This window comes from Micromonospora costi, from assembly GCF_003626655.1.
GTDB lineage: Bacteria > Actinomycetota > Actinomycetes > Mycobacteriales > Micromonosporaceae > Micromonospora > Micromonospora costi.
In genome coordinates this window covers 14161-37380 of the sequence record NZ_RBAN01000012.1, presented here as the reverse complement: position 1 = coordinate 37380, position 23220 = coordinate 14161, and the positions used below count along the sequence as shown (strand labels likewise).

General features: G+C 73.6%; 19 protein-coding genes, 1 tRNA gene and 2 pseudogenes. 4 read left to right on the top strand and 18 right to left on the bottom strand.

Features of this window, described 5'->3' with window-relative positions; translation table 11 throughout:
• Window positions 1-219 precede the first annotated feature (219 nt).
• Window positions 220-648: a hypothetical protein gene (locus D7193_RS34485; RefSeq protein ID WP_241563714.1), complete on the bottom strand. Its 429-nt coding sequence runs from the start codon at window positions 646-648 to the stop codon at window positions 220-222.
• Window positions 649-793: 145 nt separating this feature from the next.
• Here D7193_RS34485 and D7193_RS34480 point away from each other — a divergent pair.
• The 3 genes and pseudogenes from D7193_RS34480 to D7193_RS32300 form a co-directional block, all read left to right on the top strand.
• Window positions 794-1355, top strand: a pseudogene (locus tag D7193_RS34480) (site-specific integrase); the annotation flags it as partial.
• Window positions 1341-2018 carry an SUKH-4 family immunity protein gene (locus D7193_RS33610; RefSeq protein ID WP_277749937.1) on the top strand — a complete coding sequence of 226 codons (678 nt, stop codon included), beginning with the start codon at window positions 1341-1343 and terminating at the stop codon, window positions 2016-2018. The pseudogene D7193_RS34480 and the gene D7193_RS33610, both read left to right, overlap by 15 nt.
• Before the next feature lie 37 nt (window positions 2019-2055).
• Window positions 2056-2702: pseudogene (locus D7193_RS32300) on the top strand (tyrosine-type recombinase/integrase); the annotation flags it as partial.
• Between the two features lie 75 nt (window positions 2703-2777).
• Here D7193_RS32300 and D7193_RS32295 read toward each other — a convergent pair.
• The 9 genes from D7193_RS32295 to ald form a co-directional block, all read right to left on the bottom strand.
• A tRNA-Pro gene (locus D7193_RS32295) sits at window positions 2778-2851 on the bottom strand.
• Window positions 2852-3145: 294 nt separating this feature from the next.
• Entirely contained in the window at window positions 3146-4549 is a 1404-nt protein-coding gene (der, locus tag D7193_RS32290; protein WP_120783468.1) for a ribosome biogenesis GTPase Der, read from the bottom strand.
• Between the two features lie 76 nt (window positions 4550-4625).
• The gene (gene cmk, locus D7193_RS32285; protein ID WP_120783467.1) at window positions 4626-5306 is read right to left on the bottom strand and encodes a (d)CMP kinase; all 681 of its coding nucleotides are present in this window, start codon (window positions 5304-5306) and stop codon (window positions 4626-4628) included.
• Between the two features lie 189 nt (window positions 5307-5495).
• Window positions 5496-6266 (bottom strand): pseudouridine synthase, encoded by a 771-nt coding sequence (locus tag D7193_RS32280; RefSeq protein ID WP_120783466.1) that lies wholly within the window; start codon window positions 6264-6266, stop codon window positions 5496-5498.
• Window positions 6253-7002 carry an SMC-Scp complex subunit ScpB gene (scpB, locus tag D7193_RS32275; RefSeq protein WP_120783513.1) on the bottom strand — a complete coding sequence of 250 codons (750 nt, stop codon included), beginning with the start codon at window positions 7000-7002 and terminating at the stop codon, window positions 6253-6255. Before scpB ends, D7193_RS32280 begins: the two co-directional genes overlap by 14 nt.
• A 341-nt stretch (window positions 7003-7343) precedes the next feature.
• Window positions 7344-8357, bottom strand: a complete 1014-nt coding sequence (locus D7193_RS32270; RefSeq protein ID WP_377456383.1) for a segregation and condensation protein A — start codon at window positions 8355-8357, stop codon at window positions 7344-7346.
• A 35-nt stretch (window positions 8358-8392) separates the two neighbouring features.
• Window positions 8393-9316, bottom strand: a complete 924-nt coding sequence (locus D7193_RS32265; RefSeq protein WP_120783465.1) for a ParA family protein — start codon at window positions 9314-9316, stop codon at window positions 8393-8395.
• Between the two features lie 216 nt (window positions 9317-9532).
• Window positions 9533-10525, bottom strand: a complete 993-nt coding sequence (locus tag D7193_RS32260; protein ID WP_120783464.1) for a site-specific tyrosine recombinase XerD — start codon at window positions 10523-10525, stop codon at window positions 9533-9535.
• 9 nt (window positions 10526-10534) lie between these two features.
• The gene (gene ald, locus D7193_RS32255; RefSeq protein ID WP_120783463.1) at window positions 10535-11650 is read right to left on the bottom strand and encodes an alanine dehydrogenase; all 1116 of its coding nucleotides are present in this window, start codon (window positions 11648-11650) and stop codon (window positions 10535-10537) included.
• A gap of 239 nt (window positions 11651-11889) precedes the next feature.
• Here ald and D7193_RS32250 point away from each other — a divergent pair, with 239 nt between their 5' ends.
• Window positions 11890-12207: a TM2 domain-containing protein gene (locus D7193_RS32250; protein WP_338324153.1), complete on the top strand. Its 318-nt coding sequence runs from the start codon at window positions 11890-11892 to the stop codon at window positions 12205-12207.
• 62 nt (window positions 12208-12269) lie between these two features.
• On the opposite strand, the gene D7193_RS32245 is transcribed toward D7193_RS32250, so the two are convergent.
• From D7193_RS32245 to steA, 8 genes are all read right to left on the bottom strand, one after another.
• Window positions 12270-12878 carry an NUDIX domain-containing protein gene (locus D7193_RS32245; protein ID WP_120783461.1) on the bottom strand — a complete coding sequence of 203 codons (609 nt, stop codon included), beginning with the start codon at window positions 12876-12878 and terminating at the stop codon, window positions 12270-12272.
• A complete protein-coding gene (locus tag D7193_RS32240; RefSeq protein ID WP_120783460.1) occupies window positions 12875-14614 on the bottom strand; it encodes a CTP synthase in 1740 nt (579 codons plus the stop codon). The genes D7193_RS32245 and D7193_RS32240 overlap by 4 nt, the downstream gene beginning before the upstream one ends.
• A 159-nt stretch (window positions 14615-14773) precedes the next feature.
• Complete coding sequence (locus D7193_RS32235) at window positions 14774-17278, bottom strand: hypothetical protein (RefSeq protein ID WP_241563710.1); 2505 nt, start codon at window positions 17276-17278, stop codon at window positions 14774-14776.
• Window positions 17278-18447 (bottom strand): glycosyltransferase family 4 protein, encoded by a 1170-nt coding sequence (locus tag D7193_RS32230; RefSeq protein WP_120783459.1) that lies wholly within the window; start codon window positions 18445-18447, stop codon window positions 17278-17280. Before D7193_RS32230 ends, D7193_RS32235 begins: the two co-directional genes overlap by 1 nt.
• On the bottom strand, window positions 18444-20138 hold the full coding sequence (murJ, locus tag D7193_RS32225; RefSeq protein ID WP_120783512.1) for a murein biosynthesis integral membrane protein MurJ: 1695 nt from the start codon (window positions 20136-20138) through the stop codon (window positions 18444-18446). Before murJ ends, D7193_RS32230 begins: the two co-directional genes overlap by 4 nt.
• Window position 20139: 1 nt before the next feature.
• A complete protein-coding gene (locus D7193_RS32220; RefSeq protein WP_120783458.1) occupies window positions 20140-21006 on the bottom strand; it encodes a hypothetical protein in 867 nt (288 codons plus the stop codon).
• A gap of 49 nt (window positions 21007-21055) precedes the next feature.
• Window positions 21056-21994, bottom strand: a complete 939-nt coding sequence (locus tag D7193_RS32215) for a copper transporter (RefSeq protein WP_120783457.1) — start codon at window positions 21992-21994, stop codon at window positions 21056-21058.
• Window positions 21995-22019: 25 nt separating this feature from the next.
• A complete protein-coding gene (gene steA, locus D7193_RS32210) occupies window positions 22020-23198 on the bottom strand; it encodes a putative cytokinetic ring protein SteA (RefSeq protein WP_120783456.1) in 1179 nt (392 codons plus the stop codon).
• Window positions 23199-23220 lie beyond the last annotated feature (22 nt).

Here is a 23220-nt window from a genome sequence, read left to right as displayed (position 1 = left end):
CCTCGGTCCGGCCACGGGCCGATGACGATCAGTCCGACGCCTCCAGGCGACTCGATCCCTCGTTTGTAAGGTCTGGACGCTCCGTCCGGGCCGGTCCGCGTCTCTCTCTGACCTCGGGGCGGCAATCCGCGGCTGTCCGCCCGCACCCATCCCCGTCTGGCCCTGGTGCCGTCGCCGTTGCTGTCGACAGCCAGGGGCAACCGCTCAGGAGCAGAAGAGTCAGGGAAGGCTCACGTCCTGCCCGGCCTCCAATCGGTCTGCTCGACGGTGAAGTTCCGCAGCTATGGCGTCCCAGTCAGGACCGAAGGCATGGAGGTCGCAAGCCGCCACACGCAACAACTCGACATCCTCCGGCCGTTGGAGGCAGGCCAGCCGGAACGCGAGGTTTCGCGCCCAGACCGGAAGACCCATCCAGTCCTCCTCCAGCATCACGTCCAGCATCGCCACGATCTCGTCAGCCGACGCGAACGTCACTACCTCGACATACGCACTGGCAACTCTCTCGCTGTACCTTCGACCAGCCAGCAACCGGGCCAACTCGAGCAGCGACATGCACTCCGGTGCGAAGGGCTTGGCGTCAGCGGCCTCCTCGCGACGATCCCTCGTACCCCGATCCAGCAACGCCCGCAGCCAACCCGTCGTCTTCACGACCTAGAAGCTAACCGCTCCTCACCTGACGAGACGGGCACGGCAAAGAGGCCGGGCGACGGTTCGACGCAGGTGAGTTGTAGCGGAACCAAGAGACCCGCGGCGCACCTACCAGAGGCAACAGCGTCCGACGCCTGCTCCTACAGTGTCCCGGGACAAGGTCAAGCGCAACGTCGTAGCACTCTGCGCAGTCCCGTCCGGCCGCACCGGGCGGCCGTCCAAGTCACTGACCTTCGATCAGGCCCTGACGCTCCTGCACGCTGCCGAAGACAGCTCGTTGCACGCCTTCATCGTGGTCTCTCTGCTGACCGGCGCGCGCACCGAAGAACTGCGCGCCCTTACCTGGGCACACGTCGACCTCACCGGCAAGCCGGGCAACGACCCACCCGCGCCACCGTCCATCCAGGTCTGGCGCTCGGTTCACGCCGACGGGTACGCCAAGACCAAGAAGTCGCGTCGCACCCTGGCCCTGCCGGCCCGGCGCGACACCGCGCTCACCACCCATCGCGAGCGCCAGGGCCGGCCGCGCCGCCGACCACCTCGTCTTCCCCTCCGCTACCGGCACGGCCCTCGACCGGCACAACGTGCGGCGGACCTTCCGCCCCGTCGTCGCCAAAGCGGGCCTCGACCCGCGCGACCGAACTCCCCGCGAGCTGCGGCACAGCTTCGTATCCCTGCTGTCCGACAGCGGCATGAGCATCGAGCAGACTCGTTTGCTACCCACTGCCGCGAAGCGGCCGAGAGGCTTGGCGCATCCACTTCTGCCGAAGATCGGATGCCTGGCCGCTACACGACCCCTGGGTGCTTGGAATCTTGCCCGGACTACCCTCATTGGCGTGCCCGATGATGATCTTCCGTTGCCTCCCGCATCCGAAGCGGTCACGGCCTGGGCTGGTACTGGGCGGGTAGTGCGTGCTACCGAGCCAGACGTGGCGACGTGGCGGCTTCCCGAGCCGCAGAAGGCCGCGCTGGTTTCCTGTGGCGTACCGCTGATCGATGACCTCGTGAGTGCGGTGTCATTCCACGCGGAGCCGACGATGTACCGGTTGGCGAGCGCCGACGACCTGGACTGGGGGTACGGTGCCGCGCCGGGGACCGGTGAGGTGCAGGCATGGTTGTCGGACGGCAGCACCTGGTTCGTCAACTCAACAATCATCCACTGGCTGTGTTCGCTGCACCTGGTTGGTAGCTGGCTGACCAGCTCAACCGTCATCGACCGCTGGGACGAAGACGAACAGGCCGAAGAGCAAGCACTCGCGGAGCTTGCCGACCTGTTGGAGCGGATCACGGCCCTTGACCCGCCCGCGTTCGGGGACGGCGACCATACAACCCACTTCTGGCCCGCAGTGCTCGACCGGTGGCTCTACTGATGGATGCAGACATGCTCTTCTGTCGCTGACCGCGCGCCTCGAGTCGTCCCGCGCTGACGACGACTACCTGTACGCCGCCTAGTCCTGGTCCTCGTGCTCGGCCTGCGCAAGGGAGAAGTCCTCGGTCTCAACTGGGACCACATCGAGTGGGACGGCTGGGACAAGCCCTGCACCCCACACGGCGAGGATTTCTGTGAGCACTGCCGCGATAACCACGACATCAGCCTGGTCATCGAAAGCAACTCCAGCGGGTACGCGGGCCGGCTGCTGCACCGGTCCACCAAGACCGAGGAGTCCGACGCTCCCCTACCATTGCCGGCCATCTGCGTCACCGCGCTACGGCACCGCTACCGGCAACAGGAGGCGGCCAGGGAGAGGGACGGCGAGGCCTGGCACGACACCGGCATGATCTTCACGACCCGCTACGGCCTTCCCGTCGAGCCGCGGAACGTCAACCGGTCCTACGACAGCCGCATCACCCGCGCCGGCGTCCCGAAGATCACCGTCCACGACGCCCGACGCACCTGCTGTTCGCTCCTGGTCGACCTGGACGTGCATCCCCGGATCGCGATGGCGATCCTCAGACACGCTGACTTCTCGATCACGGTGGAGATCTACAGCCAGGTCTCGTCCAAGGCCACCCGGGAAGCCCTGCGGAAGCTCGGCGAGAGCCTCGATCAATGAGCCGTTGCTGTACTTCCCTGCTATACAAGATCAGAAAAGGCCACCTGGAAGATTCCAGATGGCCTTTGACCTGCGTCGGGACGGCCGGATTTGAACCGACGACCCCTTGACCCCCAGTCAAGTGCGCTACCAAACTGCGCCACGTCCCGATGCTCCCGCGAGGTCTCCCCTGCGGCAGCCGGTACAGCTTAGCGCAGGTTCGCGCGCCGGTCCGCACAGGCCCCACCCGCAACATCCCGCTGGCCGCCGAGTCCCGTCGCCCGCAGCCGCGAGGCGGCGGAGATCCACTCCATTTCGCTGAAGTAGCGGTGTCCGAGGCGTCCGGACACCGCCACTTCGGCGAACTCGTGTCAGTCAGGCCGCGTGACCGCCGGCACCCCGCCTAAAGCATCCTAGGAGGGTGGGCAAGGCGCGAGGCCCAAGGCCGCCCGGCCTGCCGGCCCTCAGCCGTGCGCCTTGCCCCGGCCGCCCGGGCCCACCTTCTTGCGGGGGCGTACCGAGATCTCGATTGGGCTGCCCTCGAAGCCGAACTCCTCGCGCAGCTTGCGCTCGACGAACCGCTGGTAGCCGGCGTCGATCGGGCCCGTGGTGAAGAGCACGAAACGCGGCGGCGCCACCCCGGCCTGGGTCGCGAAGAGCACCCGCGGCGCCCGACCACCGCGCACCGGGTGCGGCGTGGCCTGCACCAGCGCGGTGAGCCACTGGTTGAGCCGGGCCGTCGGGATCCGGGTCTCCCAGCTCGCCAAGGCCTTGCGCAGCGCCGGGGCGAGCTTGTCCACGGCCCGGCCGGTCGCCGCCGACAGGTTGAGGCGGATGGCCCATGGGATCCGGCGCAGCTCCCGGTCGATCTCCTTGTCCAGGTAGTAGCGCCGGTCGGCGTCGACCAGGTCCCACTTGTTGAACGCGATCACCAGCGCCCGGCCCGCGTCGGTGACCATGGAGAGGATCCGCTGGTCCTGCTCGCTGATCGGCTCGCTCGCGTCGAGCAGCACCACCGCCACCTCGGCCGCCTCGATCGCCGAGGCGGTACGCAGGCTCGCGTAGTACTCGGTGCCGCTGGCCTTGCCGACCCGCTTGCGCAGGCCCGCGGTGTCGACGAGGTGCCAGGTCTCGCCGCCGATCTGCACCAGGCTGTCCACGGGGTCGACGGTGGTGCCGGCGACCGAGTCGACGACCGCCCGCTCCTCCCCGGAGAACCGGTTGAGCAGGCTGGACTTGCCCACGTTCGGCCGGCCGACCAGCGCCACCCGGCGCGGCCCACGCGGCCGGTGCTCCACGATGGGCGGCGCTTCCGGCAGCGCGTCCATGATCGCGTCGAGCAGTTCGCCCGACCCGCGGCCGTGCAACGCGGACACCGCGTGCGGCTCGCCCAGACCCAGCGACCAGAGGGAGGTCGCCTCCATCTCGATCGCGGCGTTGTCGGCCTTGTTGGCCACCAGGATCACCGGCTTGGCGCTGCGCCGCAGCATCTTCACGGCGGCCTCGTCCACATCGGTCGAACCGACCATCGCGTCGACCACGAACAGCACCACGTCGGCCGTCGCCACCGCGGCCTCGGCCTGCGCGGCGATCGCCGCCGCCCGGTCGCGCGCGTCCGGCTCCCAGCCGCCGGTGTCCACCACGGTGAACGCCCGCCCGGCCCACTGGGCGTCGTACGGAACGCGGTCCCGGGTCACCCCGGGCACGTCCTCCACGACCGCCTGCCGGCGGCCGATGATCCGGTTGACCAGCGTCGACTTTCCCACGTTGGGCCGGCCGACCACGGCCACCACCGGCTGCGGGCCGCTCGGCTCCTCGACGTCGAGGTCCGGCTCCCGCAGCTCCACCCAACCAGCACTCTCGCTCATGCCGTCGCCTCCCTTCGGTCGGCGCCGGCACGAGGCTCGACCGCACCGTGCCAGATGATTCGCTCGCTACGCTCGCTCATGCCACTCCCCGCTCGCTGAGCAGGTCACGCAGCCGCTGAACGACCTCGTCGATGCCGAGTGCGGTGGTGTCCAGCACGACCGCGTCCGGGGCCTGCTGCAGCGGCGACGTCTTGCGGGTCGAGTCGAGCCGGTCCCGGCGGGCCAGGTCGGCCGCGGTGGCCACCGCGTCGGTGGCGTCCTCGGCGCTGCGCCGCGCGGCGCGGGCCTCCTCGGAGGCGGTCAGGTACACCTTCAGGTCGGCGTCGGGCGCCACGACGGCGCCGATGTCCCGGCCCTCGATGACGATCCGGCCCGCGTTGGCGATCATCTCCTGCTGCCGGGCGACCAGCAGCGCCCGCACGGCCGGCACGGCGGCCACGGCGGAGACCGACGCGGTCACCTCGGGCCCGCGGATCTCCTTGTCGACGCTCACACCGTCGGCGGTCACGCCGTACCCCTGGGGGTCGGTGCCGATGCGCAGGTCCACCTCACCGGCGACCTTCGCCACGGCCTCGGCGTCGGTGAGGTCGACGCCGGAGCGCAGCACCGCCCAGGTGATCGCCCGGTACATCGCACCGGTGTCCAGGTACCGGGCACCGATACCGGCGGCGAGCCGCCGGGAGACGGTGGACTTTCCCGAACCGGACGGCCCGTCCACAGCGACCACGCATCGCCCGGCCCGCACGTTTTCCTCCACCGTCGTCCTCCTCAGCCCGTACCTCACGGATCGCCGCTGTTCGGCGCCGCGAGCGGATGTCCCGATCCCATGATGCCCGCCGTTCCCGACCGGAGCGCGCGGGACGCCGCCGGGCGCGACCCGCGCCACCGCGCGGCCGTCACCCGGCCGCCACGGAGCCTACCGGCAGCCGTACCCCGTGCGGCGGGGTCAGTCACCCACCGCCTTGAACAGCGCGGCGACCTCGGCGTTGGTCAGTCGGCGCAGCCGCCCGGTGCGCAGGTCGCCGAGCTTGATCGGGCCGATCGAGGTGCGGATCAGCCGGGACACCGGGTGTCCCACCTCGGCCATCAGGCGCCGGACGATGTGCTTGCGCCCCTCGTGCAGGGTCAGCTCCACCTGGGCGGTTTTGCCCAGGGTGCCCACCACTCTGAAGGAGTCGACCTGCACCGGCCCGTCCTCCAGCTCGACGCCGGCCGTCAGCCGCTTGCCCAGGTTGCGCGGGATCGGCCCGGCCACCTCGGCGAGGTAGGTCTTGAGCACCTCGTACGACGGGTGCATGAGCTTGTGAGCGAGGTTGCCGTCGTTGGTGAGCAGGAGCAGCCCCTCGCTGTCGGCGTCGAGCCGCCCGACGTGGTAGACCCGCTGCTCCAGCCGCGCGCCGATGAAGTCGGCGAGTTCGGTGCGGCCCTTCTCGTCGGCCATGGTGGTGACCACCCCGCGCGGCTTGTTCATCGCCACGTAGACCAGGCGGACGTCGGCCTGGAGCCGCTCGCCGTCGACGTGGATGACGTCGTGCGCCGGGTCCGCCTTGTCGCCGAGCTGGGCCACGCGGCCGTTGACGGTGACCCGGCGCCGGAAGATCAGGTCCTCGCAGGCACGCCGCGAACCCACCCCCGCGGCGGCGAGCACCTTCTGCAGGCGCTCGGCGCCCTCGTAGACGGGGGCGTCGGGCTTCGGGGCACGGTTATCGCGTCGCATCGGTTAGCTCTTCTACGTCGTCGGGGAGGAAGGGGGCCAGGGGCGGCAGGTCGTCCACCGAGTTCAACCCCAGCTTCTCCAGGAACATCGTGGTGGTCCGGTAGAGGAAGGCACCGCTGTCCGCTTCGGTGCCGCACTCCTCGACCAGGCCCCGGGACACCAGCGTACGGATCACCCCGTCGCAGTTGACACCCCGGATGGCGGAGATCCGCGACCGGGTCACCGGCTGCTTGTAGGCGATCACCGCGAGGGTCTCCAGCGCGGCCTGGGTCAGCCGGACCGTCTGACCCTCCAGCACGAACCGCTCGACGTAGGTCGCGTATTCCGGGCGGGTGTACAGCCGCCAGCCGCCAGCCGCCCGTCGCAGCTCGAAGCCGTGGCCGCCCGCCGTGTAGCCGGCCGCGATCTCGCGCAGCATCGCCCCGATCCGCTCGGCCGGCTGCTCCAGCACCTCGGCCAGGATCGCCTCGCTCACCGGCTCGTCCACGACGAGCAGGATCGCCTCCAGGGCCCCGCGCAGCTCCGCGTCGTCGAGCTGCGGCGCCGGCTCGGGGGCGACGCTCGCCCGCCGTCGGGCCGCCGACTGCTTTTTCGGTACGCCCGCGGCCGGCTGCTCCGGCACGCCGGCTGCCGGTCGGGCGTCGACGGCGGACCCGGGATCCGCGGGCGCCCCCGCTCCGGCGTCCGGGACCGGCTCCCCCGGCCCGGTCTCCGGCTCCCCGCCGCGGGCGTCCAGCGCCGGCTCTTCCGGGCGCGCCTCGGCCGTCCCGGCGGCCGGAGCCGGCTCGTCGGAGACCCCGGTGACCTCCGGCTCGACGGAGGCCCCGGTGGCCTCCGGCTCGACGGAGACCCCGGTGACCTCCGGCTCGACGGAGACCCCGGTGGCCTCCGGCTCGTCGGACGTGCCGGTGGCCTCCGGCGCCTCCGGGGACGCGTCGCCGGAGCGGTCCCCCGTCGTGGTGGCTGCGGCCTCGTCGGGGGTCCGCGGGGTGGGCGGGGCCGGGCGCTCCCACGGTGGGATCCAGGCGGCGGCCTGGTCGGCCAGGGAGTCCCGGCGTTCCTCGTCGCTCATCGCGGTCACTCCTCGCTCGTCCCCGTGTCCCCGGCGGGCGCGTCCCCGACCGCGGGCGCGTCCCCGACCGACGCCGAGGCCGGCGCTGTCGCCCGGTCCGCGGCCGGCTCGGCCGGGCTGCCGGCGTACTCGTCGATCTGGAGGTCCGGCCCACCCTCGGCAGGGCCGGTCCAGCGGACGGTCAGCTCCTCCAGGGCCTGCTCCTGGACGAACGCCACCAGCCCCTCCCGGTAGAGCTCCAGCAGGGCCAGGAAGCGGGCCACCACCTCCAGGGTGGCCTCGCAGTCGGCGCAGAGCGTCGAGAAGCTGGCGGTGCCGGCCCGGCGCAGCCGCTCGGTGATGATCGCCGCGTGTTCCCGGACGCTCACCCGGACCATGTGCACGTGGGCGATCGACACCTCGGGCACCGGCTTCGGGGTCAACGCGCGGACGGCGAGCGTCCGCAGCCGCTCCGGGCCGATGCCGAGCACCAGGTCGGGCAGCGCCTCGGCGTAGCGGGGCTCCAGGGCGACCGCCCGCGGGTACCGCCGGCCGCCGATCGCCTCCCGCTCGGCGAGGTGCGCGGCGGCCTCCTTGAACGCCTTGTACTGCAACAGCCGGGCGAAGAGCAGGTCCCGCGCCTCCAGCAGGGCCAGGTCGTCCTCGTCCTCGACCTCGGCGGCGGGTAGCAGCCGGGCCGCCTTCAGGTCGAGCAGCGTGGCGGCGATCAGCAGGAACTCGCTCGCCTCGTCCAGGTCCCACTGGTCGCCCATGGCACGGATGTAGGCGATGAACTCGTCGGTGACCCGGTGCAGGGCCACCTCGGTGACGTCCAGCTTGTGCTTGCCGATCAGCTGGAGCAGCAGGTCGAACGGGCCGGTGAAGTTCGCGAGCCGGACGGTGAAGCCACTCGCCTCCTCGACGGTGGCCTCGTCGGCGGGTACGACACCCTCGACCTCGGCGGCCAGCTCGGCGGCCGCCGCGGGCTCGGCGGCGCTGTGCGGCGCGAGCGGGTCGAGGGGCGGTGCGGTCACCGGCAAACCGTAGTCCACGACCCGGACACCCGGCGTTCCGGCTACCGCTCCGCCTGCGCCGCAATCACCTCGCGGGCCAGCTGGCGGTAGTTGCGCGCGCCGGACGAGGCGGGGTCGAGCGTGGTGATGGGGGCACCCGCGACGGTCGACTCGGGGAACTTGACCGTCTTGGTGATGACCGTCTGGTAGACCTTGTCGCCGAACGCCTCCACCACCCGCTGGAGCACCTGACGGCAGTGGGTGGTGCGGCTGTCGTACATGGTGGCGAGGATGCCCTCGAGCTCCAGGTCGAAGTTGAGCCGCTCACGCACCTTGTCGATGGTGTCCAGCAACAGCGCCACACCGCGCAGGCTGAAGAACTCGCACTCCAGCGGGATGAGCACGCCGTGCGCGACGGTCAGCGCGTTGATCGCCAGCAGGCCGAGCGACGGCTGGCAGTCGATGAGGATGAAGTCGTACTCCTTGCGGACCGACCGGAGCACCCGCGCCAGGGCCATCTCCCGCGCGACCTCGTTGACCAGCTGGATCTCGGCGGCGGAGAGGTCGATGTTGGCCGGCAGCAGGTGCAGCCCGGCCACGTCGGTCTTGATGAGGACGTCCTCGGCCGTGACGTCGTCCTGCATGAGCAGGTTGTAGACCGACAGGTCGAGGTTGTGCGGGTTGACGCCCAGCCCCACCGACAGCGCGCCCTGCGGGTCGAAGTCGACCAGCAGCACCCGGCGGCCGTACTCGGCGAGTGCGGCGCCCAGGTTGATCGTCGTGGTGGTCTTGCCGACGCCGCCCTTCTGGTTGGCCATCGCGATGATGCGGGCCGGGCCGTGCCGGTCGGTCGGCATGGGTTCGGGGATCGGCTTGCGCATCGTGTACGCGGCCGGGTCGGCCGGGCCGAGGTCGTTACCGAGCGCGGCCTGCTGCTCACGGAGCTCCGACGTCCACGTCTCGGCACGGTCCTCGTTGCCAGCCATGTCCTCGTTGCCCCCTCCCGACGACCACCCGGCGTCGGAGCCGTCCGACGTCCCTCGCGGCGCCGCTGCGCTCCCCGGCCCGACAGCTCCAGGGGATCCACGCCGAAGCCGACTGTACGCCACCGACCAGCAGGCCGTTCAGTAGCCGCTCGGCGTGTCGGGCGGTGCCCCGTCCCCGCCGGTCACGGCCGGCGGGACCGGTCCGGCGTCGGGCCGTCAGCCGCGGGCGCGCGGGTGCGCGGTGGCGTACACCTCGCGCAGCCGCTCGACGGTGACGAGGGTGTAGACCTGCGTGGTGGTCACCGAGGCGTGGCCCAGCAGCTCCTGCACCACGCGGACGTCGGCGCCGCCGTCGAGCAGGTGGGTGGCGTACGAGTGGCGCAGTGTGTGCGGTGAGACCGCGGTCGGGCCGTCCACCGGCAGGCCGGCCCGCTCGGCGGCCCGGCGCAGGATCGTCCAGGCGCCCTGCCGGGAGAGCGCGCCGCCCCGCGCGTTGAGGAAGACCACCGGGGTGCCCCGGCCGGCGGCGGCCAGTACGGGCCGGGCCCGCACCAGGTACGCGCGGAGCGCGTCGACGGCGTACCCGCCGATCGGCACGAGCCGGGAGCGCCCGCCCTTGCCGTGCAGCAGCACCGTCCCCTCGTCCGGGTCGACGTCGTCGACGGCGGCACCGACCGCCTCGGAGATGCGCGCCCCCGTGCCGTACAGAAACTCGAGCAGCGCCCGGTCCCGCAGCGCGCGCGGCGCGCCCTCGCCGGTCGCGGCGACCGGGCCGGCGGTCTCCAGCAGCCGGACCACGTCGTCCACCGGCAGCGCGCGGGGCAGCCGGCGCGGCGGGGTGGGCGGTCGGACGTCCCGGCTCGGGTCGGCCCCGGCGAGCCCTTCCCGGACGGCGAACCGGTGCAGGCCGCGCACCGCGCTGGCGGCCCGGGCCGCCGAGGAGACGGCGAGCGGTGGATGCTCGTCGTCGCCGGTGCGCAGCCGGGCCAGGTGCGACTCGACGACGCCGGTGCCCACGGAGGCGAGGTCGTCGACCCCGGCGTCGGCGAGCGTCGTGAGGTAGCGGTCGAGGTCCCGGCGGTACGACGCGAGGGTGTTCGCGGAGAGTCCGCGTTCGACGGTGAGGTGGTCGAGGTAGCCACGCACGGCACGGCGCAGGGCCGGCGCGGGCGCCGTGCCCGCGCCGGCCCTGTCGGTCGTACCGGTCAGCCCGCCACCTCAGCCCAGCACGTCGGCCAGCGGCAGGACGTCCAGGCCGTGCGCCTCGGCGACCGGGCCGTAGGTGACCTGGCCGTCGTGGGTGTTGAGGCCCAGCGCCAGCGCCGGGTCGCGGCGCAGCGCCTCGCGCCAGCCGTGGTTGGCGAGTTCCAGCGCGTACGGCAGGGTGACGTTGGTCAGCGCGTGGGTGCTGGTGTTCGGGACCGCGCCGGGCATGTTCGCCACGCAGTAGAAGATCGACTCGTGGACCTTGTAGACCGGGTCGGCGTGCGTGGTGGGGCGCGAGTCCTCGAAGCAGCCGCCCTGGTCGATGGCGATGTCGACGAGCACGCTGCCCGGCTTCATCCTCGAGACCAGCTCGTTGGAGATCAGCTTCGGCGCCTTCGCGCCGGGCACCAGCACCGCGCCGATGACCAGGTCGGCGTCGAGGACGGCACGCTCGATCTCGTACGCGTTGGAGGCGACGGTCTGCAGGTGCCCCCGGTAGATGGCGTCGGCCTGCCGCAACCGGGCCACGTTCTTGTCGAGCAGCAGCACCTCGGACTGCAGGCCGAGCGCGATCGCGGCGGCGTTCATGCCGGAGACGCCGGCGCCGATGACCACGGTCTTGGCCGCGTACACGCCGGACACACCGCCGGGCAGCACGCCCCGGCCGCCGCCGGTGCGCATCATGTAGAACGCGCCCACCTGCGGGGCGAGCCGGCCGGCCACCTCGGACATCGGGGCGAGCAGCGGCAGCGAGCGGTCGGGCAGCTCGACGGTCTCGTAGGCGATGCCGGTCACCTTGCGGTCGAGCAGCGCGTCGGTGCAGTCCTTCGAGGCCGCCAGGTGCAGGTAGGTGAAGAGCACCTGCCCCTCGCGCATCCGGTGGTACTCCTCGGCGATGGGCTCCTTGACCTTGAGTACGAGCTCGGCGGCGTCCCACACCTCGTCGGCGGTGGCGAGGATCTTCGCGCCGGCGGCGGCGAACTCGTCGTCGGTGATGCTGGAGCCGACCCCGGCGCCGGCCTCCACGAACACCTCGTGACCGTGGCGGGTGAACTCGTTGACGCCCGCGGGCGTGATCGCCACGCGGTACTCGTGGTTCTTGACCTCGCGGGGGATTCCGACCTTCACGATGCAGACACCTTCCTTCGGGGCCGCTCTCCCCCGACTGCGCGGTGCGCGGCGGCCCCTTTGCCGCCGCGGTCCACCGGTCCCGCCGGCGGCAGTCTAGGCGCGCCGCGGCCTCGCGAGGGCCAGCAGAGTGGCATCCGGTGCCGGTGGCCGCTGACGGATTGTCAGGTGTCGGCCCGGCCCGCGGCGGACGCCGACTCAGCCGTCAGGACAGTGTTTCATCCATCATCGTCCCACTTCTGGCATGCCGGTGCGGACAGGACCCGAGTGGATCTATATGGTGTCGCGTCATGACCACTCCTCCTTATCAGCCTTATCAGCCCGGACACCCCCAGGGCGTCTCGGACAAGAGCAAGATCGTCGCGGGCATCCTGGGCATCGTGCTCGGCTCGTTCGGCGTCGGCCGCTTCTACATGGGCCACACCAAGACCGGCGTGCTGCAGCTCGTGGTGACGATCGTCACCTGCGGCATCGGCGGGATCTGGGGCTTCATCGACGGCATCCTGATCCTCGTGAACGGTGGCGTCGACGGGCAGGGTCGCCCGCTGCGCGACTGACCGGGCAGGCGACGAAGGGCCGTGCGGCGTGCCGCACGGCCCTTCCTGTCGTGTCACCCGGGTCAGCGGGGCGGCAACGGCGCCTCCGCCCGGCGCAGCGCCGACCAGCCGGTGTCACGGGCCCGGGCCGCGGCGAGCAGCCCCGCCACGCACGAGGCGTTCGTGATCTCGCCGGCCAGCACCATGCCGACGGCCTCGTCCAGGTCGATCCGGACGACCTGGAGGTCGGCCTCCTCGTCGCGCCGCTCGTGCCGCCGCTCCGGCGGCACCTCGGCCAGGTCGCGCGCCAGGAACACCCGGACCAGCTCGTTGGTGAAGCCGGGCGAGCTGTGCAGGTCGACCAGGACGTCCATCCGGCCGGCGGTCAGGTCCGCCTCCTCGGCCAGTTCCCGCGCCGCCGCGGCGGGCAGGTCCTCGCCGGAGACGTCCATCAGCCCGGCCGGCAGTTCCCACAGGTGCCGGCCCACCGGGTGCCGGTACTGGCGGATCAGCACCACCTGCCCCGCGTCGTCGAGCGCCACGACCGCCACCGCGCCGACGTGCCGGACGATGTCCCGCAGGCCGGTGCCACCCCCCGGCATGGTCACCTCCTCGGTGACCACGTCGAAGATCCGGCCGGACCAGCGCTGCTCCCGGGAGCGGACCTCGTAGCGGTGCTCGACGGCGCTCACGACGCGGAGGTCGCCTTCGCCGCGGCGCCGTTGCGGGCCGCCTGCTCGGCGGCCGGCGCGTCCAGGTCCACGGGGAGCTGGTCGGCCTGGGAGTACGTGATCGCGGCCCGCACGAACGAGGCGAACAGCGGGTGCGGCCGCGTCGGCCGGCTCTTCAGCTCCGGGTGCGCCTGGGTGGCCGCGAAGAACGGGTGCAGGCTCCGGTCCAGCTCCACGAACTCGACGAGCCGCCCGTCCGGCGAGGTGCCCGAGATGTGCAGGCCGGCCTTGGTGAGCGCGTCACGGTAGGCGTTGTTCACCTCGTACCGGTGCCGGTGCCGCTCGCTGACGTCGGTGCTGCCGTACGCCTCGGCGACCAGCGAGCCCTCGGCGAGCCGCGCCGGGTACGCCCCGAGCCGCATGGTGCCGCCCAGGTCGCCCTTGCCGGCCACGATGTCCTCCTGGTCGGCCATCGTGGCGATGACCGGGTGCCGGGCCTCCTCGTCGAACTCCAGCGAGTTGGCGCCCTCCAGGCCGGCCAGGTGCCGGGCCACGTCGATGGTCATGCACTGCAGGCCGAGGCAGAGGCCGAGCAGCGGGATGCGGTTCTCCCGGGCGTACCGGGAGGCGCCGATCTTGCCTTCGATGCCGCGTACGCCGAAGCCGCCCGGGATGACGATGCCGTCCACGCCCGCGAGGGCGGCCGCCGCGCCGGACGGGGTGACGCACTCGTCGCTGGGCACCCAGCGCAGCTCCACGCGGGCCCGGTGGCCGAACCCGGCCGCCCGGATCGCCTCGCTGACCGACAGGTACGCGTCGGGCAGGTCGACGTACTTGCCGACGAGCGCGACGGTCACCGTGTGGCGGGGCTGGTGCACCCGGTCCAGCAGGTCGTCCCAGCTGCTCCAGTCCACGTCCCGGAAGGAGAGCCCGAGCCGGCGCACCACGTACGCGTCGAGGCCCTCGCGGTGCAGCACCTTCGGGATGTCGTAGATGCTCGGCGCGTCCGGCGCGGCGGTGACCGCCTCCCGGTCCACGTCGCAGTAGAGCGACAGCTTCTGCTTGACCTTGTCCGGGATGTCCCGGTCGCAGCGCAGCACCAGCGCGTCGGGCTGGATACCGATGCTGCGCAGCTGCGCCACCGAGTGCTGGGTGGGCTTGGTCTTCAGCTCGCCGGACGGGGCCAGGTAGGGCACCAGCGAGACGTGCAGGTAGAAGCAGTTGTCCCGGCCGAGGTCGTGCCGGACCTGCCGGATCGCCTCGAGGAACGGCAGGGACTCGATGTCGCCGACCGTGCCGCCCACCTCGGTGATCACCACGTCGGGGACCTGGCCGTCGGCGTCCGGGTCGGCCATGCCGAGGATCCGCGACTTGATCTCGTTGGTGATGTGCGGGATCACCTGGACCGTGTCGCCGAGGTACTCGCCGCGCCGCTCCTTGGCGATCACGTCCGAGTAGATCTGGCCGGTGGTGACGTTCGCCTTGCCGGAGAGCGCGCGGTCGAGGAACCGCTCGTAGTGCCCGACGTCGAGGTCGGTCTCGGCGCCGTCCTCGGTCACGAAGACCTCGCCGTGCTGGAACGGGTTCATCGTCCCGGGGTCGACGTTGAGGTAGGGGTCGAGCTTCTGCATGACCACGCGGAGACCCCGCGCGGTGAGGAGGTTGCCGAGGCTGGAGGCGGTGAGCCCCTTACCGAGCGAGGAGGCGACCCCCCCGGTGACGAAGATGTGCCTGGTCGTCCGTGCTGAAGGGGCCAAGGCCTGCTCCCGTGTCGTCCGTAGCGGTCGTGCAGACCGCCGAGCCGATCAGCAAAGTGATCACGCGATCCACGGGATTCCACGGTAACACCTCGACGGCGGCGGGACGCAGGCCGCACCGAGGTCACGCGGCCACGCCGCCGCGGCCACGACGGACCGTCAGCGCCTGGTCACGGGGCGCGACGAGCCGGCGGCCGGACGCGGCGACGGCACGGCGGACCGATCGTCCGAAGCGCCGTCCGGACCCTCCGGCGCGGCCGGCACGGACCCCGGACCCTCGGGCGTGGCCGGCACGGACCCTGAGCCCTCCGGCGTGGCCGGCACGGACCCTGAGCCCTCCGGCGCGGCCGGCGTGGCCTCGGAGCCCTCCGACGGGGCCGGCGCGGGCGTCCCGGACCGGCCGCCGGAAGCGGTGGCCTCCGGATCGTCCGGCCGGGCGTCGCGGTTCCCGGACCCGCTCGCGCCGCGCGGCCCGCCCGACGGGCCGTCGTCCCCGGCTCCCCCGCCGCCGGAGCCGGGGCCGTCCTCGCCGGCCACGCCCGCGCCGTCGGGCTGCGGGCGTCCGGCGGCGGGCACGGTCCGGTCGGTGGAGTGGTCCAGCACCCGCAGCGAAGCCAGCGCGGCCATCGGCACCACGAGGGCGGCGGCGGCGCCGGCCACGTCCAGGGCCACGCCGCCGAGCAGGCCGCCCACGACGGCCGCCACGGCGGTGCCCGCCATCGCGGCCCGCACCGCCGGGTAGATGCCGAACAGCCGCTTCAGCCCGCCCCAGGGCTGCATCAGGGCGAACCACACCAGGAGCGCGCCGGCCAGGGCCAGCACGGTCAGCGGGCTGCCCACGAGGGTGTCGAAGTTCGACGTGCTGGAGCGGTGCAGGGCGAGCCCGCCCGTGCCGTCACCGAGCGCGCCCAGGAAACGGCCCAGGCTGCCCCGCTCCTCGGGCGGACGGCGTACGTCCAGCACCGCGTAGCCGACGACGACCGCGAGCGCCGCCATCACGGCCCAGGCCAGCCGGCTCGCCGACAGCCAGCCGCCGGCGCTGATCGCCGCCGCGACGCTCAGCCCGGCCGTCAGCGCGACCGCGCCGATCGGGTCCGCCCCGAGGTACGGGCTGCCCACGATCACCACGGCCACGCCACCGACGGCCACCATGGCCGCCGGTCGCCAGCCCCTCGGCAGGCGCTGGGCGAGCCAGCCGGCGCTCAGCAACGCGCCGGCCAGGAACACGCCCAGCCCCACGGTGCTCAGGCCGGCGTACCGGCCGCCCTCCTGCGCCGAGTAGCCGACCACGCCGTTCAGTTGGAGCCGGGCGCCGGTCAGCACGTCCAGGCCGACCGCGAGGGTGGCCAGGCCGGCGACCGCGCCGAGCGGCCCGAGCGTGTTGCCGTGCCCGGGGGCGAACCGGACCAGCGCCGTGCCGGCCAGCACCAGCAGGACGGTCGTACCGGCGAAGGCCCAGCCGGGCTCCGCCGTCCGCCACCAGGGCACGGCGTCGGCGAGCAGCGCGGCCGGCACCGCGAGCGCGGCGGCCACGAGCAGCAGTTCCACCGCCCCCACGATGCGACGCGGCACCGGCTGCGGGCCGTACGGGCCGGCGTGCCGGCGGGCCCGGCGCAGCAGGGGCAGGACGGCGACGGCCAGGAGCATCTGGGCGGCGGCGAGCAGGGTGAAGAACCAGCCGGCGACGCCGCGCTGGGCGGCGGCCTCCCGCTCGGCGTCCACCGGCCGCGCGATCGCGTCGGCCAGGTCGGCGGGCCGGTTGTCGACGGCGACGGCCGGACGGCCGAGGAAGAGCCGGTCGGGCATGGGCCGGCCCAGTGCGACCAGCGCGGTCGGCGCGAGGTCGACCAGTTGGAGGTAGCCGTCCCGGCCGGTGCTCGCCGAGGTCAGCCAGCCCTTCCAGCCGGGGCCGTCGGCGACCGCCACGTGCAGGCGGGCCGGCGCGCTGGTGTCCGAGACGCCGGCCACCATCACGAGCGAGTTGGGCGGCCGCGCGGCGAGCACCCGGGCCAGTTGCGCGTCCGCGGTCCGGGCCGCCGCCGCGCGGGAATCCGGCGTGGTGCCGTCGACCGTGCCCAGGTCGACGATGCTGAGCACGCAGGACCCGAGCAGGTCGCCGGGGTCGGCGGGCAGCGCCGGCGCGTACCGGTCCACGCGGCCGAACGGCCGGGCGGCGGCCACCGCGGCCCCCGGCCCGATCGCCACCGAGCAGCGCACCGACTCGGACAGCGACCCGGGCACGGTGCCCCACGGCAGTTGCTCCTGGTTGTGGTGGACCACACCCTCCTGGTCGGGCAGGTTCGCGCCGATGCCGTCGGGCTGTTCCACGGTCACCGGGGCCGGCGGGCAGCCGCCCGGCTCCCGGCTGCCGTTCCAGGCGGCGAACCCGCCGGCCCCGAGGGTCAGCCAGCCGTCCACCGGGCAGGTGGGCCGGTGGGCGGAGCGGACCGACAGCGAGCCGATGGCGCCGTTTTGCGCCATGCGCCACAGCGTGGGGGTGGTCTGCGGGTCCACGTCCTCCCAGCGCAGCCCCGCCACCCCGGCGATGACCACGAAGTCGGCGCTGCGCTGCGGCGTGCCGCGCTCGGGCCGGGCGGCGAGGGCCGTGACGCCCAGCACCACGACCAGGAGGGTCAGCACGACGGGAACGAGGCGGCGCACCATCAGCGTTGCCCCGTCGCGGAGGTGCCGGCGTCCGGGGCGGGTGGGCCTGCGGCGCGCGGGGCCAGTTCGGCGTAGAGCGCGCCGAGCGTGGCGACCGTGTCCGCCTCGGTGGGCCACGTGGCCGCGCGCGCGGCGCCCCGCCGGCCCAGCTCGGCCCGGCGCTGCGGGTCGTCGAGCAGCGCGCGTACCGCGGCGTCGACCGCGTCCACGTCGCCGGGGGGCACCAGCACGGCCGCGTCACCGACCAGCTCCGGCAGCCCGCCGACCGCGGTCGCCACCAGCGGTACGCCGGCCCGCAGCGCCTCCTGGGCGAAGAGTTGGCGGGCCTCCCAGTCGCTGGTCACCACCGCGAGGTCGGCGCCGGCGAGCAGGTCGGCCACGTCCGTGCGGTGGCCGAGCAGGGTGACCGGCGCCCGGGCGGCGGAGATCCGGGCGGCCAGCGGCAGGTACGCGGGACCGCTGCCGGCGATCACGACGACCGGGGGCGGTACGCGGGCCCGCCAGCGGGCCGCCGCGTCGATCAGCACGTCGTAGCGCTTCTGCGGGTGCAGCCGGCCGACCGACACGACCAGCGGCTGCTCGCCCTGCACGCCGAACTCGGCGCGGACCGCGGCGCGACGGCGGCGCGGGGCGGGCAGCGTCGGCGCGGCCACCGGGGCCAGCCGGGCGTCGGCCGCGCCGAGCGCCGTGGCCCGGTCGACCAGGTCCGCCGAGGCCCCGAGCGCGACGCGGGCGCCCCGCGCCACGACGCGTTCGACGAGCCGGGACAGGGCGCCGCGCACCCCGCCGGCGAGCACCGCGTTGTGCCAGGTGACGACGACCGGCGCGGCGGGCCGGGCGAGCACCGCCACCAGGCCGGCGCGGAGGCCGTGCGCGTGCACCACGTCCACCGGGTTGGCGGCCAGCGCCCGGCGCAGCGCGGCGACGGCGCGGGCGTCGGCCGGGGTCGGGTTCGCGGGGATCTCGACCGGCTGGAACCGGGCGCCCGCGGCGGTGAAGTCGAACTGCTCCTCGGTGGCGGCCGGCCCGCAGACCAGCACCGTGGTGCCGGCGGCGGCGAGCCCCCGGGCCACCGACCGGACGTGCTGCCCCACCCCGCCGGTGCTGGAGGCGAGCAGCAGCGCCACGCTGCCCGGCCAGCCGGGTGTCGGTTCCGTCGCCGCGCTCACCCGGACACCCTCTCCTTCCCGTCACCGCGTCCCCCGGGGCGCGGATCCTCGTGCGTGCCGGCGCCGGCCGGCGTGCGCCGCCGGCCCAGCCGGCGGGCCACCGCCGCGAGCAGCGGCCGCACGTCCCGCGCGTCGGTCAGCCAGGCGACGGCGAGGAACAGGGCGCCGACCACGACACCGGACAGCATGCCCTGCACGAGCGCCCCGGATGTCGTCGGGGTCCCGCCGGCGAGGTCGGCGAGCCCGCGGGCTGTCGCCGCGCCGGCGAGCCCCGCGACCACGGCCGCGAGGAGACCGGCGGCTCCGGCCCGACCCACGCCCGCCAGGGCGTGACGGCCGGCCGACCGGAACACCGCCGCGATCAGCAGGCCGCCGAGGACCAGCATGCCCGCCGAGGTGGCCAGGGCCACCGCCAACACCCGGTCGGCCACCGGCATCAGGTGCCCGAACAGCACGGCGAGCAGCGGCACGGTCAGCCAGCCGACCGCGGTGGCGACCGTCGCCGCCCGCGTCTCGCCGCGCGCGTAGAGGGCCCGGGTGAGGACGGCGAACAGGCCGTAGCCCAGCAGGCCGGGGGCGAAGCCGGCGATGGCCGCCGCGGCGGTCGCGGCGACCTGCGGGGAGTCGAAGAAGAAGTGCGCCACCGGCTCCGCGGTGCCGACCAGCGCCGCCGCGCCGAGCAGGCTGAACAGCACCACGCCCCGCACCGCCGGCGCGAGGGTCTCCCGGTAGGCCCGCTCGTCCCCGGCCGCCCGGGCCGCTGCCAGCGTCGGGTACGCGGCCACCGCGAGCGGCACGGCGAGCACCGCCCACGGCAGGAAGTAGATGGTCTGCGCGATGTTGTAGACGCCCGGGTTGGCGGTGGCCCCGTAGGTGACCTGGTTGAGGGCCACGATCAGGGCGATCTGCTGGGCGGTGACGGTCACCACCCCGGCGACGGCGAGGCGCCCGGCGCGCGCCCGCAGGTCGCCGGGGAACCGGTAGCCGGGCCGTACGCGCAGCCCGAGCCGGCGCAGCGGGATCAGCAGGGACAGCGACAGCACCACCACACCGAGCGTGGTGCCGCCGGCCAGCAGCAGTTCGCCGCCGGGGCTCACCGAGCCGACCGTGGCGAGCCGTCCCTGCCAGGCGGTGAAACCGAGGTAGACGGCGATGACGGTGACGCTGGACAGCAGCGGGGCGATCACCGGCCAGGCGAACCGCCGGTGCGCCTGGAGCACCCCGGTGAGCACGATGCCCACCCCGTACAGCGGAAGCTGGGGGGCGAAGAGCAGCAGCATCCGGGCGCCGGCCTGCTGCTGCTCCGGGCTGAGCCCGGGGCCGAGCAGGCCGATCAGCGGGTCAGCGAGCAGGGCCAGGACGAGCGCGAGCGGCACGAGCAGGCTCACCGTCCAGGTGAGCAGGGCGCCGGTGGTGGCGGCCACGCCGCGCCGGTCACCCGCCTCGACGGCGCCGGCCAGCAGCGGTACGACGAGACTGGCCAGCGCCCCGCCGGCCACGATCTCGAAGATGAAGTTCGGCAGGTTGTTCGCCACCACGTACGTGCCGCCGAGGTCGGTGCGCGCCAGCGTCCAGGTGAACACGGCGGTCCGGCCGAAGCCCGCCAGTCGGCTGGCCACGGTGAGGACGGCGATGAGCGCGGCCGCTCCGGCCACCCGGCCGGCGCCGGCGAGGGGTGCCGGTCTGGTCACGTCAGTCGGCGAGCCGGCCCAGCGCGTCGAGTTCACGCAACCCCGGGGTCCGCTGGATCACCTGCGTGAAGCTGACCTTCTCGCTGGCGGCGGTCAGGCCGGCCAGGACGGCGAGGACCCCGGCCCGGCCGAGCGGGCCGGTGCGCGCGGCGAGCGCGACGCCGAGCAGCGCGCCGAGCGCGTTCGCGCCGCTGTCGCCCAGCATCACCTCCTCGCCGAGGTCGTCGGGGAGCAAGCCCGCGGCCGCGCCGGCCGCGCCGGCGGCGATCCCGCCGTGCGGGCCGCCGGCCAGCGGCGCGCCGAGCAGCACGCCGGACTTGAGTGCCCGGCCGGGACGCAGGTCGAGCAGGTTGAGCAGGTTGGCGGTGCCGGCGACCACCCCGGCGCCCAGCAGCACGTCGACGCCGCGACCGAACGCCCCCTGCCGCTGCCGGCGCCGGTGCCCGGCGACCCGGGGGTCGGCGGCGAGCAGGGCGGCCGCGCCCAGCCCGGCCGCGCCCACCCCGACGATCTTGACGAGCCCGGCGGTCACCCGCCCCTCGCGCAGCGCGGCGAGGTGGCCCGCGAACCCCTTGGCCGCCTTCTGCTCCGGCCGGGCACCCACCACGTCGTCGTAGAGGCCCACGGCGCCCGCGCCGAGGCCGGCGACCAGGGCGGCGGCGCCGGACGCCCCGCTGGTCGCGCCCAGGGCGGCGGCGCCGGTGGCACCGGCGGCGAGGGCCGGCCCGGCCGCGAGGGTGACCGTACGGCCACGGAAGTTGGTCCGCTCCAGCGCGGGCGCGGCCGGGGAGGTGCGCACCCCGCCCAGCACGTACCGGGCGGCGACCGCCCCGGCGCCAGCGGTCAGCAGTCGGCCCAGCATGCTCACGCGGTCACCCCGCTCGGCTCGTCGACGGACATCCGGGTACGCGGTTCGCTCACTGGGGCAGTTTAGGCAGCAGCGACGCGGCGTTGTCGCCGACGCCGTACTGGCCGGCCTTCTTCTCGACGAGCTGCTGCACCAGCGCGAGGGTGGTCACCAACTGCCCCTGGATGGTGTTCGCGTTGTCGACGCTCGAAATCGACTGGGAGAGCACCGGGTCGCCGCGCACGATCGCCACCAGGTTGCCGCCGGCCGAGCCGTTGCCGCCCACGACGATCGCGCCCGTCCGGTCGAACTGCTCGGCGACCTTGACGACCGATTCGTCCTTCTTCGCGGAGTCCTTGTCCACGTACGGCTGGCCGCTGACCAGCACGACCGCCTCGGCGGGACCGCTGACGGGGTCCTCCGTGGTCAGGTAGCCGTTGTTGGTGTACGCGGCCAGCACCGCCTTGCGGTCGGCGTCGCTGACCGGAGCGGTGCCCGCCCGGTCGAGCAGCACGCTGGCCAGCAGCGCGCTGGAGGTCTCCACGCCGTGCCCGTTGCCGGGCAGACCGCTGGTCTGCGCGCTGGTTGGGCGGGCGGCGGTGACCGCGAGTTCGAGCAGGTTGTTGTTGTTGTCCGGGTTGATGAACTTGTCCTGCAGGTCGACCCGCCCGGTGACGTTGGCGCCGGCCAGCTGGAGCATCTTCAGCACGCCCTCGGTGTGCTCCCGCCCGGTCGGGAGGCTGACCACCAGCACCCGGCGGCCGGTGAGCTTGCCGGGAAGGACGACCTGCGACATCTCCGCCGCGAAGCCCTCCTCGGACTCCAGCTCCTTCTCCATGTTGTTGACCGTCTGGCGCATCTGCTGGTTGTCCTTGCGCAGCGCCGTGACCTGCTCCTTCAGGGAATCGGCCACCGGGCCGTTCAGGGCGGCGGTGCCGACGACCAGGCCGATGGCCAGCGCCAGGAACACCGCGGTGAGCGACACCACGTGGTACCGGAAGTTGATCACGCTTGCAGCCTCTTGATCGTCGGAGCTAGAAGAACTGGCCCAGCTGGAACACGAAATTGTCCCACCACTCGGAGACCACGCCCAGGTACGCCTTGCCGACCGTGGACACGGCCACCGCGGAGGCCATCGCGGCGATCGCCGAGAGGACGAGAAGCAGCAGGGACGAGCCGGAGATGCTCTGCCGGTAGAGCCGGCTCACGCCCTTGGCGTCGACCAGCTTGCCGCCCACCTTCAGCCGGGTGAGGAACGTCGAGGCCATACCCCCGCGGCCCTTGTCGAGGAACTCGACGAGGGTGGCGTGGGTGCCGACGGCGACCAGCAGCGAGGCGCCCTTCTCGTCGGCCAGCAGCATGGCCAGGTCCTCGCTGGTGGCCGCGGCCGGGAACGTCACGGCCGGGACGCCGAGCGCGGTGACCCGGGGCAACCCCGGTGCCCGCCCGTCCGGGTAGGCGTGCACGATCACCTCGGCGCCGCACCGCAGCACGTCGTCGGTGACCGAGTCCATGTCACCGATGATCATGTCGGGGGTGTAGCCCGCCTCGACCAGCGCGTCCGCGCCGCCGTCGACACCGATCAGCACCGGCTTGAACTCGCGGATGTAGGGGCGCAGCACGTCCAGGTCGGCCTTGTAGTCGTAGCCGCGGACCACGATGAGGCAGTGCCGCCCCTGGATCTGCGTCTGGATCTCCGGCACACCGACGCCGTCGAGCAGCAGGTCGCGCTCCTGCTTGAGGTAGTCCATGGTGTTGGCGGCGAACGCCTCCAACTGGACCGACAGCCCCTCCCGGGCGTCGGCCATCGCCTTGGCCACCGTCTCGGCGTCCTGGAGGGTGCCGTGCGCCACCGGCTCGTCGCGGACGTAGACCGTGTTGCCCTCGATCCGCACGGCGTCGCCCTCGCGGACCTGCTCGAAGATGCCCTCACCCAGGTCGTCCAGGAGCGGGATGCCGGCGCCGATCAGCACCTCGGGGCCGAGGTTCGGGTAGCGGCCGGACACCGACGGCTTGGCGTTGAGCACCGCCGCGACGCCCACGGCGACGAGGGAGTCGGCGGCCACCCGGTCGAGATCGACATGGTCGATCACCGCGATGTCGCCGGGGCGCAGCCGGCCGACCAGCCGCTTCGTACGCCGGTCGAGGCGCGCGGTGCCGCAGACGACGCCCGGTTCCGTGGTCCGGGTCCGGCGCAACGTGGGTAGACGCATCGTGACCATCCTGGCATGTGGG

Excerpts from the sequence above, each read along its gene's own strand:
- D7193_RS33610 (WP_277749937.1), top strand. The coding sequence starts at position 1,341 with ATGAGCATCGAGCAGACTCGTTTGCTACCCACTGCCGCGAAGCGGCCG.
- D7193_RS32265 (WP_120783465.1), bottom strand. The coding sequence starts at position 9,316 with ATGGCTGGCAACGAGGACCGTGCCGAGACGTGGACGTCGGAGCTCCGT.
- steA (WP_120783456.1), bottom strand. The coding sequence starts at position 23,198 with ATGCGTCTACCCACGTTGCGCCGGACCCGGACCACGGAACCGGGCGTC.
- D7193_RS32280 (WP_120783466.1), bottom strand. The coding sequence starts at position 6,266 with ATGCGACGCGATAACCGTGCCCCGAAGCCCGACGCCCCCGTCTACGAG.
- der (WP_120783468.1), bottom strand. The coding sequence starts at position 4,549 with ATGAGCGAGAGTGCTGGTTGGGTGGAGCTGCGGGAGCCGGACCTCGAC.
- D7193_RS32235 (WP_241563710.1), bottom strand. The coding sequence starts at position 17,278 with ATGGTGCGCCGCCTCGTTCCCGTCGTGCTGACCCTCCTGGTCGTGGTG.